This is a genomic window from Polaribacter sp. OB-PA-B3, from assembly GCF_054589375.1.
This window is the reverse complement of record NZ_BAAIIX010000002.1, coordinates 217,839-235,644: the sequence shown is the minus strand read 5'-3', so window position 1 is coordinate 235,644 and position 17,806 is coordinate 217,839. Positions and strand designations below refer to the sequence as shown.

Below are 17,806 nucleotides of genomic sequence, written 5' to 3'. Positions count from 1 at the left end.
ATAGGTGAGGACTTAGCAATAAATTATAAACGGTGTTGTGTGTAGTTATTTTTTAACTTCATTTTCAATATTCACTAATTTCAACTCTTTATGGTAGGCATCAATTCTTGCATAGGCAGTTCCGTCAACTAATAAAATAACTATTAGCATAGCCATCGTTGTGATGCTAATTGCACGCCAAGTGGGTGTATTTATAAACATAATAGACAAAGCAGCTACAATGATTATAATAGGAATAGCCTTAAATACGATTGTTTTATATTCTTTTAAAGTGCTTTCAGCTCTTAAAATCTCTGATTCTACAAATACCTTAGCATCTTTATTATAAGCAGTTTCAAATTGTGTAATCCTTGTTTTATTGGTAAAAAACAATCCAAGTCCTATGGTTAACAGAAGAACACCTGCTACCAAAGTAGGAATTATGTACGCTCGCGCCATTTCCGTTTTTCCTAACTGCCAAAAACCTAAACTTGCTGCCATAAACACAAGGCCAAAAAGAATGAAAAATGGGGTAGAAAATAGTTCGGCTTTTGCCCAATCTGTTGCTGTTTTTAATATATCCATAATTTTAATTCAATTTATATTTATCTCTGTATTCCGTTGGACTTATACCTTCTTTCTTTTTAAATAATCTTGAAAAATATTGTGGGTATTCGAACCCCAACTCATAAGCTACTTCCGAAATACTCTTGTTCGGTTTTAATAAAGTATTCTTTGCTTCATCGATTAAACGCAAGTGCAAATGCTCGGTAGTTGTTTTTCCTGTTTCTTTTTTAAGTGTATCACTTAAATAGCGTTGAGAAACAGACATTTTATTAGCTATTTCTTCTATGTTTGGAATCCCTTTTTCTTGTAGTAGGCCTAATTCAAAATATTCAGACAATTGTAGATTAAATCGCTCTAATAAGTTATTTGATATTTCTTTTCTATTCAAAAACTGTCTTTCATAAAATCGATTGGCATACTTAAGAAGCGTACTTAATTGAGAAATGATAATTTCTTTGCTAAATTCATCTTGGTTGTTCTGGTATTCTATTTCAATATTTTCTACTATCGATTCTATTTGCTTTTCTTCTTTTGGCGAAAGATGTAATGCTTCATTTACTGAATAGGAAAAGAAACCATATTTTTTTATTTGTTGTGCTAGTTCTGTTCCTTTTAAAAAATCTTCGTGAAAGTTTATAGAAAAGCCTTTTCGTTCAAAAACCACGCTACTATCCCATTGTAAAATTTGCCTTGGTGCAATAAAAATTAAAGCGCCATTGGTAAAATCATATTTTGTTCGTCCGTAGTTTAAGTCGCCTTTTACAAATTTCTTTAAGCTAATAGAATAGCAATCGTTTGTAATTGGTGGCGAACTTTCTCTTGGACAAGGTAAATGGCCATCGCCTTTTGAGTTAAAAACACTCAACATAGGGTGTTCAGGTCTTGGTAGTTCTAAATAATCGAGATAAGTCGATAATGTTTTAAAGTGCTCCATCATACAAATTTATATATTCCATTGTACACCTGTTTCTTTTTCTGAAAGTTCCCATAATTTTTTAGCTACAACTTTATTTTTGGCGTGTGATTCTAATGGGTGTGCTCCAACAGGACCAATCCAATTATTTCTTCCTGTTGGACCATAAAAACTACTTTGATCTAAATTAAGTTCTGTGGCACACATCAATTGCGGGTAAGCGCCTTTTTCAGCTGATTGTGTTAATGGTGATAATTTCATGAGATTAAAGATAAATTTCATCATAAAACTACCACTTGAATTTATTAAGTTGGTTCTTGAAGAACCAGGATGACAAGCGTAAGCTTTAACAGCTGTTTTCCCAGCTTCTTTTAATCGATCTTGTAATTCGTAAATAGACATGATCTGCGCTAGTTTACTTTGGCTGTATGCATTGTTAGGTGTGTAATCTTTGTCCCAATTCAAATCATCAAATTTGATGGTTTTAATTCCCATATCATATCCCATACTACCTACAGTTACAATTCGACCTTTAGATTTTTCAATAAGCGGGAACAATAGTGCTTGAAGTGTAAAATTCCCATAATAATTTGTTCCCATTTGACTTTCCCAACCATCTGTTGTTAGTGTCTGTTTAGGAACTTGAGCAATTGCGGCATTGCAAATAAGTGCATCGATTTGAGAAACTGCTTTGATAACCTTTTCAGTAGCTTTTTTTACAGAGTTTTGTTTGGATAAGTCCATTTGAATGTTAATTACATCAATATCGTTACCCAATTCTTGTTTCAATAAACCAATGGTGTCTTCTGCTTTTTTAAGATTCCTATTAAGAATTACAACTTTTGCTTCTTTTGATAGCAATATTTTTGCTGCTTCAAATCCTGTTCCGCTTGTAGTTCCTGTTATAACGTATGTTTTACCATTTAAGTTTTCAATTCTGTCTGGTGTCCAACCTTTTTTACCAAATTGATTTGTATTCATTTTTTCTATTTTTAAGAATGAAATTATAAGACAAAGGTCGGGTAGTGCTAGTCTTAATTTCTTATACAAATTTTCAAATGTTGGATACTTTTTGGTTTGTGTGCTAATTACAAACAGCGTTGTAGTACATTTTGTTAATTTAAACACCTAATTTAATAAAAAATTACTGACTAATAAAGTCTGCAATAATTTTTAAAAGTAGAGTAGAAGCGAGTAATTAACTTTGTACCATGTTGACATTGCTATTGATTGTTATTGTTTATCTGAATCTCTACATTCATATTGTCTCTAGTTAAAATTACAGCGTTTGGTTTATCATTTTTTATGTTGAATGTTAAGAAATTTGGATAATCTATGATTTTAAACATGCCATTTTTTAAGTAAATCATTTCACTATCTTTTTGTCCTTTAAAATATTCAAATAAACGAGATTCTACATAAAGTCGGTTATTCCTTTCTACAATTTTGGTAGGCACACCTAATCCGTAAAGAAAGTCTTCGTAATTTCCTTTCAGATTTTCTTTTAATTCTTTTGGAATTTCTTGCGTTTCTACATTTGGTAATACCTTCTTCCAGTTTAAAAGAGTTAAGAGATTTTTTCGAGTTTCGTCAATAACCGGAAAACGATTTGGTTTTTCTCCATTTGCAAGATAAACAAAACCATTACCATCTGTTGTTGTTGCAAAAATATCACCACCAACTCCGGTATTAGAACCATTGCACATAAACCAATCGTAGTTATCAAAACCACAAGACCTTTGCCATCCATAACTCCAACCTCCAACGGCATTTTTTAAGGCTGTAACTTCAATTACATTTTTGGCCACCTTATGCGAAATTACTTTGTTATCTCTATTTCGTAAGGCATTTTGTATTTCTATGGTTAGTTTAGCTAAATCTGTTGGTGTTGACCAACATCCTGAGGGTGCAACTTGAGGTGTTATTGGCAAACCTGTTTTTATAACCTTATTGTTCTTATCGTGAACAAGAGCTACATTGGTTAAAAATCCTTTTTGGTTGGGCTGAATCATTGTTGTGTTTTTTAAGTTGAGAGGTGAGAAGATGTATTCATCTGCAAGTTCTGCAATAGACTTTTTTAAAGTGTCTTCTAATGCCATTTGAACAATAACATAACCGCCACCGCTATAAGACCAACTTGTTCCTGGTGTAAATAAAAACTCGATTTCTTTGTCATATCGTGGTAATTCACCCAAAAGACTTTGTTTTATTGTTGGAATTGTATCACCTTCGTAAAAGTCTGCAAAACCGTGTTGGCTTGTTCCAGCTGTGTGATTTAACAATTGTTTCCAAGTCGGATTTTTGATTTTAGTAAATTCACTTTTAGGTAAATGCCAACGTTTAAGATAGTTGTCTATGGGTTCATCTAAATCAATTAACCCTTTTTCATCTAAAATAAAACATAAAAGCGCTGTTATTGGTTTTGAAATAGATGCCGTAGAAAACGCTGTATTTCGGTCTATTTTTTCATCAGAATTTGTTGATTTAAGTCCGAATTGGTTCGAATAAACGATCTCATAATTTTCAAATACAACAAGACTAAATCCTGCAAGTTTATGGCTTTCTAATTGTTTATCAATATTTAGACTATCTGTAAGAAAGCTATAATCTTTTTGTTTCGTAAATTTATTTTTATTTGATTGACAACTTAAAATGATTGTTGTAAAAAGTAGGAAATAAATAATATTTTTCATCGGTTGTTTATTTTGAGACGATTCAGCTAAGGTTGTGTTACATAAAGCGGATCAAAATTATTGCCAATAAACATTGTAAAAGCATAAAAACAATATATAGATATTTATACGTAAATAGCCTAAATAATGGATATTCATGAATTACTATATATATGTTATATAATTTATATTATGTTAAATAGAATATTTTGAACCATACTTCTATTGTAATTATAAAAGCTGTTTTACATATTTTGTGTGTAGAAATTGTAATCTTTTAAAACAACGGATATAAATTCACTATCACTTTTGTGTATAGATTTAATCTGAGTAACTTCAATAATTTTACTTCGAAGTTTTATCAACGTTTTATAGTCATTAAATTTTATGGCAGTTCTAAAAGTATTTTTAATGATTCGAGCATCATTATCAGACAATTTAATAACGTTCGGATATGTTGGCACATATGTATCAGCTAATTCTTCTAAAATGGTTTCAGAAAATTTAACTTCATCCTTTAAATAAATTACAACGGTATTTGCAATAATATCTCCAAATCGTTGATTTTTAGGCGTAAATAGTATCAATAACAATCCAACTAATTTACCCACTAAAAATGTCAATCCTAAAAGATAATCAGCATCATCTATAGTAATAGATTGTATGTATACGGCTAAAAGTATAAACAAATTAAAATCAATAATTCGTAAAAACCAACGCATTATATAATCGGAAACCGAAGGTTTAAAACCATCTACATTTATTACTTTAACATGTAATAGCTTCTTACCTAGTGTTTGTCCGTCCATTAAAATTTCTGAATATAATGTGTAAAAAGTTACCGGAATTAGCACTAAAATTCCGACAGCTTGCACCGTCCAAGTATCACCAGAAAAAGTTTCTTCTACAGCTTGAAAATCAAATACATAATACACAAAATAGATGTATGCAAACTTAAGTATATTGTCAAATAAAAATGCCAATAAACGTTGCCCAACGTTGGCTACCGTAAAATCTATATTTATATTTTGTGCGGTTTTTATTTGGAGTGTTTTCATGCAATGGTTAAATTCGCTCTTAATGAGAGAGGTCGCTTTTATAAAGCAAAATAAAGAAAAATGGCTCGAATTTGAACAAGTTATTTCAAATAAAACGAAAAAAAGTCCAGATGACATTGCCAACTTGCATATAAAAATCATGAATGATTTGGTATATGCGCAAACGTATTACCCAAAAAGCAAGGTTACCACTTATCTTAATAAATTAGCAAAAAGTAGCTTCGACAAAGTTTACCATTCTAAAAGGAGAGATCAGAATATATTTTTATATTTCTTTTTTGATAAAGTACCACTTCTCTCCTATCAATACAGAAAATTCATTTATTTATCATTTGCTTTTTTCTTTATCTGCTTTTTTATCGGTTTACTTTCAACTTTTAATGATGATAGTTTTGCTAGACAAGTATTAAGTGATGAATATATAGATCAAACGCTAGAAAATATAGAAAGTGGCGATGCCATGGCTATTTATAAAGGAGGTAGCAATTGGGGTACATTTATAGGTATTTATAATAATAACCAAAGAGTTGGCCTAAATATGTTTCTTTCTGGATTATTTCTTGGAATTGGAACCGGTTATTATGTTGTGATGAACGGAATTATGGTTGCTGTATTTCAGGCATTCTTTTACCAACAAAATAGTTTTTTTGATAGTATTAAAGGAATCTGGATTCATGGAACTTATGAAATCTTCGGTATGATTATCGAAGCCGCAACAGGTTACATTATTGGCGCAAGTATCTTGTTTCCGGGAACTTTAAAAAGGTTCGAATCTTTTAAAATAGGCGTAAGAAATGCTTTTTACATCTTTTTAAGTACCATACCATTTACAGTTATGGCGGCTTTTTTAGAAGGATACGTTACAAGGTATTCTAATATAATGCCAACATTATTCTGCTTTGCAATTATTCTATTTTGTTTAGCGACAATTAGTTACTACTATTTAATTTTGCCTTTTAAAGTGGCTAGAAAACATCAATTAAGATAATGAAAAAAGTTATTTTATTAGTGATGATTTTTACAAGCTTTATTGTAAAAGCCCAACAAGAAAAGCTTGATAGTATTGTAAAATACAAAGACACAACTAAATATAGTAAAAGTATTGAATACAGTACTTTAAGGACTTTTTCTGATAGTTTAAACACAAAATATAATGGTAAAGATTTTACGTATACAGAAGAAAAGGAAAAGAAAAAATCAAATGCAGATTTAAGTTTTTTAACTAGTATTGCCTCTTTTTTAAAAGTAATTTTTCCTTTTTTGTTGGGCGGAATTGTAATTTTTATCATCTTAAAAGTGGCTCTTGGTTCTAAAATTGGTTTTTTCAATTTTAAGAAAGCCCCGAAAAAAACTGCTGAGAAACTAATTTATGAAGAAGAAGATATTAATGAGCTAGATTTAAATACCCTATTAGAAGAAGCCATACAATCTGAAAATTACAAATTGGCTATTCGTTTCTATTTTTTGAAAACCTTAAAAGTACTTTCTACCAAAAAGCTAATTAATTATCATAAAGACAAAACAAATTCAGAATACAAATTTGAACTTAAAAAAGGTGCAGTTAGAAATCAATTTTCTTATTTAACCTATGTTTATAGCTACGTTTGGTATGGCGATTTTGCTGTATCAAAAGAAGAGTTTTATACATTGCAAACTAAGTATGAATCATTTATAAATAACATTTCTTAAATGATAAACCTTAAAAACATATTTAGAATTTTCTTACTTGTTACCTTAATTATAATTACAGGTTGTACAAAAACCAATTGGGATGAAAATTATAGAGAAAAAGAAAAAAGTCCGTTTGGAAATTATATAATTTCAAAAGAAGCACCTAATTTATTTCCAGATACGGATGTGACGATTCTTAAAGAAAATTTTTACGACGCATCAATTTTTTCTTTTGATGGAGATACAATCAATAAAAAAAATTATGTTTTAATAAAAAATGCCGCTTTTAAACAAACCAAAGAAGGCACAAAATCTTTGTTAGAGTTTGTTTCTAAGGGAAATTCTGCATTTATTTCTTTACATTATTTTAATGCTGATTTTAAAGAAGCCTTAGAATTTAGCATTAATAATTTAGACAAAAATACTTTTGGAAATGAAAACTTAAAAAAATTAAAAGGAGAATTTTACCTAAAACACCCAGATTTTGGTAAAAAACCATATCTGTATTCTAGAAATATTAAAAGAAATTATTTTTTACAATACAACGAAGGTAAAACAATGGTTTTAGGCACAACAAAGATAGATGGCGAAGAAGTACCAAATTTTATTAAAATCTATCATGGTAAAGGTGCTTTTTACTTACACACAAATCCAATTGTATTTACAAATTATTACTTATTAAAAGGCAAAACAACTTATGTTGCCAACCTTCTCTCCTATTTACCAAATAATCCGGTTTTATGGGACGAACATATTAAATCGAGCGAATATTCTCAAAATCCAGACGATAAACCATCCATTTTTAATTATTTTTTAAAACATCCAACGCTTACCTGGTTTTTATATATATCAATAATTGGTTTGCTCCTTTTTATGCTATTCAATGCACGAAGAAAACAAAGAGCAGTACCCGTAATAAAACCTATAAAAAATACAACTGTAGCTTTTACACAAACAATTTCTAATTTGTATTTAAGTGAGGAAGATCATAAGAATTTAGTTGATAAAAAAATTACTTTTTTCTTAGAAAAAGTCCGTTCTAAATACTTAATAGATACCGCAAATTTAAATGCTGATTTTATTAAGAAATTAGCAGCAAAATCGGGTAACGAACATCAAAAAACAAAATATTTAATACATACAATTATCACTTTAAATAAAAAGACAGAATGTTCTAAAGAACAATTAATTGTATTGCATAAAATGATAGAAAATTTCTTAAAAAAATAACTATGAATTCTTTAAATACAGAGCCAAATAACATCCCTGAAGAAACGAATAAAATCGAGTTTAAAAACAGGTTAGATGTAAGCGAATTACAAGAAAACGTTTTCAAAATTAAAGAGCAATTACAAAAAGTAATTGTGGGTCAAAAAGACATGTTAGAATTGTTAATTGTTGCATTATTATCCGACGGACACGTATTAATTGAAGGCGTTCCTGGTGTTGCAAAAACCATAACTGCCAAACTTTTATCTAAAACTATTGCTGCAGATTTTAGTAGAATTCAGTTTACGCCAGATTTAATGCCTTCGGATATTTTAGGAACATCAGTATACAATCTTCAAACTTCGGAATTTGAATTTAAAAAAGGACCTATTTTTTCGAACATGATTCTTATTGATGAAATTAATAGAGCGCCTGCAAAAACACAAGCTGCTTTATTTGAAGTTATGGAAGAAAAACAAGTAACTATTGATGGTACAACCTATAAAATGGAAGAACCTTTTATGGTTTTAGCAACGCAAAACCCTATAGAACAAGAAGGTACGTATAGATTACCCGAAGCTCAATTAGACCGTTTTTTATTCAAAATAAATGTAGCATATCCAAATGCTGAAGAAGAATTTGAGATCATATTAAAAGAACAAGCTTTAAATAATACCACAAAATCTAGTAAAATAGAAACTGTTATTTCTGCTTCTAAAATTAAAGAATTTAGAAATTTGGTAAACCAAATTGCAATAGAAGAAAATTTATTAAAATACATTGCTAATATTGTTGTAAACACCAGATCTAATTCTTTTTTATATTTAGGCGCTTCGCCAAGAGCAAGTATTGCAATTTTAAACGCGTCTAAAGCCTTTGCAGCTATTGATGGTAGAGATTTTGTTACCCCAGAAGACATTAAAAAAGCTACAATACCAGTATTACAGCACAGAGTTATTGTAACACCAGAAAGAGAAATGGAAGGTTTAGGCAGCAAGCAAATTATTGCGCAAATTATAGAAGCAGTAGAAATACCAAGATAATTTAAAGAGAAAATCAAACCTTGAAAAACTTTTACAATTCACTCTTTTTAAACAATAGATTATTCTATTTATTAGGTATAATTGCAGCACTTTTTGTTGTTGGTTTTTTTGTACCAATATTTTTCGAAATTTCTAAAGTACTTTTATTTATACTTTTTATGGTTTCTTTAATCGATATAATACTTTTGTATAAGTTAAAAAAGGGTATCGAATTTTCAAGAAATTTACCAGAAAGGTTATCTAACGGAGATGTAAATACAATTCGTTTGAACTTTACCAATACTTATGGTTTTAAAGTAATTCTGAATATTATAGAAGAATTACCATATCAGTTTCAAAAAAGAGATGCCAATTTTAATTTAAAGATTGATTCAGATAAGGATAAAGTTCTTCTTTATGATTTAAAACCAAATCAAAGAGGAGTTTATAACTTCGGAAAAACAAATGTTTATACAAATACTCCGTTACAATTAGTAACCAGAAAATATGTTTTAGGAGAAGAAAAAATACTAAAATGTTATCCTTCTTTCTTGAAATTGAAAGAATTTGATTTTAAAGCTTTCACAAACAATAGTTTATCCTACGGCACAAAAAAAGTGAGAAGAATTGGTCATTCTTTAGAATTTGAACAAATTAAAGAATACGTTTCTGGAGACGACATAAGAACTTTAAATTGGAAAGCTACAGCAAAAAGCAACCAATTGATGGTCAATCAGTATGTAGAAGAAAAATCGCAACCCGTATATGCAATAATCGATAAAGGTCGTGCAATGCAAATGCAATTCAATCAGCTTTCCTTATTAGATTACGCTATAAACGCTACACTTGCAATTAGCAATATCGTTTTAAGAAAACAAGACAAAGCCGGAATGTTATCTTTTTCTAAGAAACTAGAAGATTGGATTGTTGCTGAAAAGAGAAATTCTCAAATGAATTTGATTTCTGAGTCTCTATACAATCTTAAAACTGATTTTTCTGAATCTGATTTCAGTACATTATACGCAGTTATAAAAAGAAAAATTACGCACAGAAGTTTATTAATTATCTATACAAATTTCGAAACTATGGATGGTTTAAACAGACAACTTCCCTATTTGCGTGCTTTAGCTAAAAATCATTTGGTATTAATTATATTCTTTAAAAACACCGAATTACAATCTTTAATCAATACAGACACAGATAATATACAAGATGTTTACGACAGTATTATTGCAGAAAAGTTTATGTACGAAAAGATTAGAATTGTAAATGAGTTAAAGAAATACGGAATTCAATCTGTCTTAACATCACCCGAAAACTTAACCGGAGATGTTATTAATAAATATCTTGAATTAAAATCTAGAGGATTGTTTTAAAAAAACTATTTTCGCAAAAAAAAAAGCAATGAATTACTATACCTACTGCATAAGAAATTATGCGAATTTTTCTGGTCGTGCTAGAAGAAAAGAATATTGGATTTTTCTTCTTTGCAACCTTATTATATTTACAATACTTGGGTTTATTGCAGAACTTATTAATACATACACTTTAACTAACGAAGGTTTTTTATTAATAGGTATTTATGGCTTATTTATTATAACGCCACATTTAGCTTGTGCGGTTAGAAGATTACATGATATAAACAAATCTGGCACTTATTGGTTTGTTCGATTTATTCCGTTAATAGGACCTATTTGGCTCTTAATCTTATTCTTAGAAAATAGTTGGGAAGGACAAAATAAATACGGAATGAATCCGAAGAAAATGGATACATCTGAATTAGAAAATATAGGAAAAGAATAAAAATAAATAAACTATGGATTGGTATTTAAAAGTATTAAAAGATTATTTTAAATTTTCTGGCAGAGCAAGAAGAAAAGAATATTGGATGTTCTTTTTATTTCATTATTTGTTTTTAGGACTTTTACTGTTTCTATTTATATATTCTAATAATAGTTTGTCTATAATTGACGAACAGTACTCAGATAAAGAAACAAACTTTATTTTTCTTCAAATATTGGTGGTTTATGCAATAGCCACTTTTATTCCTTCACTAGCTGTAAGTTCAAGAAGAATGCACGATTTAGGTAAAAGTGGTGCATGGTTTTTTATCAATTTAATACCATACATTGGTGGTTTTTGGTTTTTGATATTAACTTGTATGGAAGGCGAAAATAAAGTGAACAAATACGGAGAAAACCCGAAAGGAATAAATAATAACAGAGAAATAGATTTTATAGGAAGAGAATAAGTTTAATTAAAAATAAAAAAAATGAATTGGTATTTAAAAGTTTTAAAGCAGTATGCAGATTTTAAAGGAAGAGCAAGAAGAAAAGAGTATTGGATGTTTGTATTAATAAATGCAATAATATCATTTACAATTAAATTTATAATGCAAGGCACATTAGTTTCACCTGAAACATCGCTTATTGAAACCATATATTCTGTTGCAGTATTTTTACCTTCTTTAGCTGTTGGTGTTAGAAGGATGCACGATGCTGGTAAAAGTGGTTGGTTTTTATTGATTCCTTTTTACAACTTGTATTTAGCTTGTACTGATAGTGAAAATGGTGAAAATAAATGGGGACCAAACCCAAAAGGTTTAGGAAATAGTAATGAAATAGATTTTATTGGAAATGAATAATTTCTTTTAATTTTAAATAAAAAAAGGACTGCTATTCTGCAGTCCTTTTTTTTTATTTATAAAACGAATATTTACAAAAATATAAAAGTGAATAAACTACTTTTGCCCAATGGAAATTAGACAAAAATCTGAAATAGAATTTATTATTGTAATGGCTTCTTTAATGTCTTTGGTGGCATTAGCTATAGACGCATTATTACCTGCAATAACAGATATTGGTTTATCTATTAATGTGACAGATTCTCAAAACAATCAGTTATTAATTACCATGATTTTTTTAGGTTTAGGTTTTGGACAGTTAATTTCGGGCCCGTTATCGGATAGTTTTGGTAGAAAACCTGTAATTTATGTAGGTTTTATTGTGTTTGCTTTTGCAAGCTTGGTGTGTATTTTTTCTGAAAATTTAGAAATGATGATCTTAGGAAGAATTCTACAAGGTATTGGTCTTTCTGCTCCTAGAACTATAAGTATAGCAATGGTTAGAGATCGTTTTAGCGGTAATTATATGGCTAAAGTAATGTCTTTTGTTGTGGTTATATTTATTTTAGTTCCGGTGGTTGCGCCTGCTATTGGTAAAATAATGCTAGATTCTTACGGATGGAAATCTATTTTCTACAGCCAATTATTTTTTGGTTTATTTGTGATGCTATGGCTTTGGAAAAGGCAACCGGAAACTTTAAAGGTAGCAAACAGAAAAAAATTTAAATTATCTTTATTTGTTTCGGGTACAAAAGAATTTATAAAACATAAAAACGCTGTAATTTTTACCTTATTCTCTGGTTTTATTACTGGCTCTTTTATGGTTTATTTAAGTGCAAGTCAGCAAATATTCGAAAAACAATACCATTTAAAAGAAGAGTTTCCTTTTATTTTTGCAGGTTTGGCAATTAGTATTGGTATTGCAACATTCTTAAACGGAACTTTAGTTGTAAGGTTAGGTATGTTTAAATTGGTTAAAATTTTTACAGTATTATTTACAATTATACCAATTATCTACATGTTGCTATTTTATGGTGAAAGCAACCCAAGTATTTATGTATTGATAACGTTTTTTGCGATACAATTTTTTGCAATTGGCTTTTTATTCGGAAACACGCGTGCTTTAGCTATGGAACCTATTGGTCATATTGCTGGTATTGGTGCAGCAATCAACGGTTTTTTCTCTACCATAATGGCAGTTCCTATTGCCACATATATTGGTGGCTTTTTAGATAAAACTGCTTTACCTTTATTTATAGGTTTTTTTATCTGCGGATTAATTGCTCTTTGCTTAATACAGTACTTAAATGTTGCTAATAAAAAAGTAGATTAAACATTACTCATTATTGTTTTCGGTAAGTACTTTCCAATTACCATTGTAATAAATTGTAGATCTATGACTGCTATTTACATTTAAACTGCAATTACCATTTGGGTATAAAGTTAGTGTAGCATTGTAACCTTCATCTTTTGCATTTAAAGTGTATTTTAAAATATAAGCACCTTTCTTATTATCGAAATATTTTTTTTCTGCCTGTGGCTTGCCATCAAATTTAATTCCAGCATCTGCATTATAACCTCTAGACAATTGTTGCTGACCGTAAAAAGGCAAATCTACATGAACACCATCATTTTTAATTCTGAAAAAATTAGCATTTCCAGATAAATTAATATTATTGGTAGAACTTCCAGGTGGTAATAAATTTTCTAATCCTCTTACATTATTATTTAATCCCATTGGTTGCGCCCAATCAAAAATTGCTTCTATATTTTTACTAGCTATTATTTCTTTTAAATTATTAATTTCTGCTTGTGTAGCTGTACTTTTCAAACCAGAACAACCAAAGCAAAAAACCAATAAACTTACCAATACTACTCTCATAATTAAATATTTTATTGATTATTAGGTATCTAAATTTACAAAAAAGGAATTTAAATTCGTTTAAAGATATCACAAATTAAGTGGTATTTTTGAAATTTAAATAAGAGAAATGAGTGTACATATTATTTTTGAAGATGCATACATCTTATGCGTTAGTAAACCTAACAATGTTGTAGTTCATCATGCGCATCATTCTAGAAATGTTGCAGATGAAGATTCTCTATTGCAATTAATTGAAGCGTTAAAAGGAATAAAAACGTACCCTATACATCGTTTAGACAGAAAAACATCTGGTATTATTTTATTAGCAAAAGAAAAGCAATACGTTTCTAAGTTTCAAGAATTGTTTACTAATAATCAAATTGAAAAAACATATTACGGTTTGGTTAGAGGTTTTGCACCCGAAGAAAAAATAATAGATTCGCCAGTAAAAGGGCGTGATGCCAATGTACACAAAGATGCATTAACAATTTTAAAAACCTTAGAAAAGGTAACACTAGAAATTCCTGTAAAACCTTACGATTCTTCTCGTTATAGTTTAATTGAAATGAAACCTAAAACAGGTAGAATGCATCAATTAAGAATTCATACCAATAAAATTAGCAATCCGTTAATTGGCGACCCAAAATATGGCGATAAAAACCACAATATAATGTTTGAAAACAACTTTGGTTGGTGCAAAATGTTTTTACACGCTGGTAAATTAGAATTTAAGCATCCTTTTTCTGAAGAATTTTTAAGTTTGAAAGCAGTATTTCCTGAAGATTGGACAAGTGCTTTTGAAAAGTTTTCATGGAAAAATCCGTTAACAAATTAGGCACTTCATAAGCTATAGAAATATTGTTTCTAAAATTTCTTAGCCCTGATAGAGCGGTTTGTTTGAGCTCTTTTTAGATTGTTTTCATAAAAGGATATTTTTATGAAAACAATCTAGCGAAGCGAAAAAAAGCGAGTAGCGAAAGCAGGAAATAGCTTCTAAAAATTATTGTTCTATATTTTGTGCATTAAATGCTATTAATTCTCCTGCCTCAAAAATTGGTGTAACTTCTATAGGATTACAACAAACCTCACAATCTTCTATGTAGGTTTGCTGATGTACACTTGCATCTAAAATCATCGATACTTCTTCCCAACAATATGGGCATTGAAAAAAATGCTCTTGCTCCACTACTCTTTAACTTTTAAAACTAATTTTCCGTTTTTATTACCTGTAAAAAGTCGATTATAGGTTTCTTGAAAGTTTTCGATTCCGTTGTAAATATCTTCTTTAGATTTTAATTTTCCTTCTTGCAACCAGCCACTCATTTCTTTTACAGCTTTACCAAAATCTTTGGTATAATCCATTACCATAAGGCCTTGCATTGTAGAACGTGTTACTAATAATGATAGATAATTACTAGGACCTTGTACTTTACTTTTGTTGTTGTACTGAGAAATAGCCCCACAAATAACAACTTTTGCGTGCATTCTTAATTTACTTAAAGCTGCATCTAAAATTACGCCACCAACGTTATCGAAAAAGACATCGATACCTTTAGGACATTTCTTTTTTAAAGCAGAGTAAATATTCTCGTTTTTGTAATCTATAGCATCATCAAAACCCAACTCGTTAACAATATAGTCGCATTTTTCTTTTCCACCGGCAATACCAATTACTGTACAACCTTTTATTTTAGCTATTTGCCCAACAATGGCACCAACTGCTCCTGCAGCACCAGATACCAAAACGATATCTCCTTGTTTTACTTTTCCTACTTCTAAAATACCAAAGTATGCTGTCATTCCGGGCATACCTAAAGTACCCAAATACATTGGCATAGAAGCCAAACTTTCGTCTAATTTAAACCAACCATCTCCGTTTGTAATAGAATATTGTTGCACGCCACCCCAACTTGTTACACAATCTCCAACCTCAAATTTTGCGTTGTTATTTGTTTTAATAACTTTACCAATAGCACCTGCACGCATAACGTGATCTAGAGCTACGGGCGGAATGTATGATTTAGAATCATTCATCCAACCACGCATTGCTGGGTCTAATGATATATAATGATGTTCTATTAAAATTTCTCCGTCTTGTAATTCCGGAATTTCATTCTTTTCTAATTGCCAAGTATTTTCATCTGGATAACCTTTTGGTCTATTTTTAAGTATAACTTGTTTGTTAATCATGAATACTAATTTTTAACTTTAAAAATACTAATTTTTAATAATTTAAAAGCACTTCGATGGCTTTATCTAATCTACTTTTTCCTAAATACTGATTTTCTAATTCGGCTTGAAATGGTATTGGAGTTTCTAAACTTGCAATTCTAGCAACCGGTGCGTCTAAATATTCGAAACAGTTTTCGCTTATTAATGCAGAAATATCACTTGCCAAACCACCAAACATAGAATCTTCTTGTACAATAATTGCTTTACCTGTTTTTTTTACAGAACTATAAATTGTGTCAACATCTAAAGGCTGTAAGGTTCTTAAATCGATTACATCTATATTTTCTATTTGTTGCTTTTCTAAAGACTCTAAAACCCAATGTATTGCAGCACCATAGCTAATAATTGTTAATGCTTCACCTTGTTTAATTAAAGCTGCTTTACCAATTTCTGTGGTATAACTATTTGTTGATACTTCTTGATAAACAGATCTATACAAAGCTTTGTGCTCGAAAAACATTACAGGATTTGGATTCTCTATTGCCGAGGCCAATAACCCTTTTGCATCTGAAGGAAAAGCCGGATAAACAACTATTAAACCAGGTGTTTTGGTAAACCAAGCCTCGTTTGTTTGGCTATGAAATGGTCCTGCATTAACACCTGCACCACAAGGCATTCTAACTACAATATCTGCTTTTTGTTGCCATCGATAATGTGATTTTGCTAATAAATTTACTATAGGATTAAATCCTGATGATACAAAATCTGCAAATTGCATTTCCATAACAGCTTTAAATCCGTTAACAGATAAACCGTAAGCAGCAGAAACAATTGCAGACTCGCAAATAGGTGTATTTCTTACACGTTCTTTACCAAATTTCTCTAAAAATCCATCGGTAATTTTAAAAACACCGCCATAATCTGCAACATCTTGTCCCATGATAATCAAATTATCATTTTTTTCCATAGACTGCTCCAGTCCTTCAGAGATTGCATCAATAAATCTTATTTTTTTCTTATCGATAGACGGTACTATTTCCTTATAACTATAGTCTTTATATACATCTTTTAACTCGTCTTCTAAATTTGGTACAATTTCTTTCTCATTAAACGCTTTATCTAAGTTTGTTTTTATTTCTGATGTAATTTCCGCACGAAAAGATGCATCTAACACTTCTGTAAGAACACCTTCAGCTAATAAAAACTCTTTATAGTTTTCTAACGGATCTTTATTTGCCCATGTATCTAATAAATTTTGTGGCACATATTTGGTTCCGCTAGCTTCTTCGTGCCCACGCATTCTAAAGGTTTTAAACTCTAACAATACTGGTCTTGGTTTTTTTCGAATGCTTTCTGCTATTTCAGATACTTTTGCATACACCTCTAATATGTTATTGCCATCGATAATATAACTTTCTATACCATAACCAATGCCTTTATCGGCAATATGAGTACATTTAAATTGTTCTGATGTTGGCGTAGATAAACCATACCCATTATTTTCTACACAAAATAAAACCGGTAAATCCCATACAGAAGCAACATTTAAGGCCTCGTGAAAATCTCCTTCACTTGTACCGCCTTCTCCTGTAAAAACTGCACAGACTTTGCCGTTTTGCTTTATTTTATTTGCCAGCGCAATACCATCTGCAACACCTAATTGTGGCCCAAGATGAGATATCATACCAACAATATTAAATTCTTGTGTCCCAAAATGAAAACTTCTATCTCTACCTTTAGTAAAACCATTTAATTTACCTTGCCATTGCGAAAAAAGTCTGTATAACGGAATTTTACGTGTTGTAAACACTCCTAAATTTCTGTGCATTGGTAAAATGTATTCGTCATCATACAATGCAGTAGCTACACCAACTGCAATGGCCTCTTGCCCAATGCCAGAAAACCATTTAGATATTTTACCCTGACGCAAAAGAATTAGCATTTTTTCTTCTATCAATCTAGGTAACAACATTCCTTTATATAAATGTAAAAGTTGTTCTTTCGCTATAGAATTTGCGATAAATTTAATTTTACTTGCCATACGTTGTATATTTCA

The 17,806-nt window shown here is 30.1% G+C and carries 19 protein-coding genes; 10 read left to right on the top strand and 9 right to left on the bottom strand.

All coding sequences use genetic code 11. From position 1 onward, the window contains the following. Window positions 1–45: 45 nt before the first annotated feature. From ACYPV9_RS04740 to ACYPV9_RS04720, 5 genes are all read right to left on the bottom strand, one after another. Window positions 46–564, bottom strand: a complete 519-nt coding sequence (locus tag ACYPV9_RS04740) for a hypothetical protein (RefSeq protein WP_459741977.1) — start codon at window positions 562–564, stop codon at window positions 46–48. A 4-nt stretch (window positions 565–568) separates the two neighbouring features. Further along, complete coding sequence (locus ACYPV9_RS04735) at window positions 569–1,480, bottom strand: helix-turn-helix domain-containing protein (protein ID WP_459741974.1); 912 nt, start codon at window positions 1,478–1,480, stop codon at window positions 569–571. A gap of 9 nt (window positions 1,481–1,489) precedes the next feature. Further along, window positions 1,490–2,440 (bottom strand): SDR family NAD(P)-dependent oxidoreductase, encoded by a 951-nt coding sequence (locus tag ACYPV9_RS04730; RefSeq protein WP_459741972.1) that lies wholly within the window; start codon window positions 2,438–2,440, stop codon window positions 1,490–1,492. A gap of 242 nt (window positions 2,441–2,682) precedes the next feature. After that, complete coding sequence (locus ACYPV9_RS04725) at window positions 2,683–4,152, bottom strand: serine hydrolase domain-containing protein (protein WP_459741970.1); 1,470 nt, start codon at window positions 4,150–4,152, stop codon at window positions 2,683–2,685. Window positions 4,153–4,376: 224 nt separating this feature from the next. Next, window positions 4,377–5,189 (bottom strand): RDD family protein, encoded by an 813-nt coding sequence (locus tag ACYPV9_RS04720; protein ID WP_299060552.1) that lies wholly within the window; start codon window positions 5,187–5,189, stop codon window positions 4,377–4,379. A 22-nt stretch (window positions 5,190–5,211) separates the two neighbouring features. Here ACYPV9_RS04720 and ACYPV9_RS04715 point away from each other — a divergent pair, with 22 nt between their 5' ends. The 9 genes from ACYPV9_RS04715 (at window position 5,212) to ACYPV9_RS04675 (ending at window position 13,047) form a co-directional block, all read left to right on the top strand. Continuing rightward, window positions 5,212–6,177 (top strand): stage II sporulation protein M, encoded by a 966-nt coding sequence (locus ACYPV9_RS04715; RefSeq protein WP_459741967.1) that lies wholly within the window; start codon window positions 5,212–5,214, stop codon window positions 6,175–6,177. Beyond that, window positions 6,177–6,878, top strand: a complete 702-nt coding sequence (locus ACYPV9_RS04710; protein WP_459741966.1) for a hypothetical protein — start codon at window positions 6,177–6,179, stop codon at window positions 6,876–6,878. The genes ACYPV9_RS04715 and ACYPV9_RS04710 overlap by 1 nt, the downstream gene beginning before the upstream one ends. Next, window positions 6,879–8,090, top strand: coding sequence for a hypothetical protein (locus ACYPV9_RS04705; RefSeq protein ID WP_459741963.1), 1,212 nt, complete (start codon window positions 6,879–6,881; stop codon window positions 8,088–8,090). A 2-nt stretch (window positions 8,091–8,092) separates the two neighbouring features. Continuing rightward, window positions 8,093–9,112 (top strand): AAA family ATPase, encoded by a 1,020-nt coding sequence (locus tag ACYPV9_RS04700; RefSeq protein WP_459741962.1) that lies wholly within the window; start codon window positions 8,093–8,095, stop codon window positions 9,110–9,112. 20 nt (window positions 9,113–9,132) lie between these two features. Further along, window positions 9,133–10,467, top strand: a complete 1,335-nt coding sequence (locus ACYPV9_RS04695; RefSeq protein ID WP_459741960.1) for a DUF58 domain-containing protein — start codon at window positions 9,133–9,135, stop codon at window positions 10,465–10,467. Window positions 10,468–10,495: 28 nt separating this feature from the next. After that, entirely contained in the window at window positions 10,496–10,894 is a 399-nt protein-coding gene (locus ACYPV9_RS04690) for a DUF805 domain-containing protein (protein WP_299060570.1), read from the top strand. 13 nt (window positions 10,895–10,907) lie between these two features. Further along, entirely contained in the window at window positions 10,908–11,342 is a 435-nt protein-coding gene (locus ACYPV9_RS04685; protein WP_459741957.1) for a DUF805 domain-containing protein, read from the top strand. Window positions 11,343–11,363: 21 nt separating this feature from the next. Then, window positions 11,364–11,735: a DUF805 domain-containing protein gene (locus tag ACYPV9_RS04680; protein ID WP_299060575.1), complete on the top strand. Its 372-nt coding sequence runs from the start codon at window positions 11,364–11,366 to the stop codon at window positions 11,733–11,735. Between the two features lie 109 nt (window positions 11,736–11,844). Then, on the top strand, window positions 11,845–13,047 hold the full coding sequence (locus tag ACYPV9_RS04675; protein ID WP_459741955.1) for a multidrug effflux MFS transporter: 1,203 nt from the start codon (window positions 11,845–11,847) through the stop codon (window positions 13,045–13,047). Window positions 13,048–13,050: 3 nt separating this feature from the next. Here the strand turns inward: ACYPV9_RS04675 and ACYPV9_RS04670 are convergent, their stop codons facing one another. After that, window positions 13,051–13,596, bottom strand: coding sequence for a DUF4251 domain-containing protein (locus ACYPV9_RS04670; protein WP_459741954.1), 546 nt, complete (start codon window positions 13,594–13,596; stop codon window positions 13,051–13,053). A gap of 109 nt (window positions 13,597–13,705) precedes the next feature. On the opposite strand from ACYPV9_RS04670, the gene ACYPV9_RS04665 reads away from it, so the two are divergent. Beyond that, window positions 13,706–14,413 carry an RluA family pseudouridine synthase gene (locus ACYPV9_RS04665; RefSeq protein WP_299060584.1) on the top strand — a complete coding sequence of 236 codons (708 nt, stop codon included), beginning with the start codon at window positions 13,706–13,708 and terminating at the stop codon, window positions 14,411–14,413. Between the two features lie 165 nt (window positions 14,414–14,578). Here the strand turns inward: ACYPV9_RS04665 and ACYPV9_RS04660 are convergent, their stop codons facing one another. Genes ACYPV9_RS04660 through ACYPV9_RS04650 form a run of 3 tightly spaced genes read right to left on the bottom strand, consistent with a single transcriptional unit; the run spans window position 14,579 to window position 17,791 of the window. After that, the gene (locus ACYPV9_RS04660) at window positions 14,579–14,764 is read right to left on the bottom strand and encodes a CPXCG motif-containing cysteine-rich protein (RefSeq protein ID WP_459741951.1); all 186 of its coding nucleotides are present in this window, start codon (window positions 14,762–14,764) and stop codon (window positions 14,579–14,581) included. After that, on the bottom strand, window positions 14,764–15,768 hold the full coding sequence (locus ACYPV9_RS04655; RefSeq protein ID WP_459741949.1) for an NADP-dependent oxidoreductase: 1,005 nt from the start codon (window positions 15,766–15,768) through the stop codon (window positions 14,764–14,766). The genes ACYPV9_RS04660 and ACYPV9_RS04655 overlap by 1 nt, the downstream gene beginning before the upstream one ends. 34 nt (window positions 15,769–15,802) lie before the next feature. Further along, entirely contained in the window at window positions 15,803–17,791 is a 1,989-nt protein-coding gene (locus ACYPV9_RS04650) for an alpha-ketoacid dehydrogenase subunit alpha/beta (protein ID WP_459741947.1), read from the bottom strand. Window positions 17,792–17,806 lie beyond the last annotated feature (15 nt).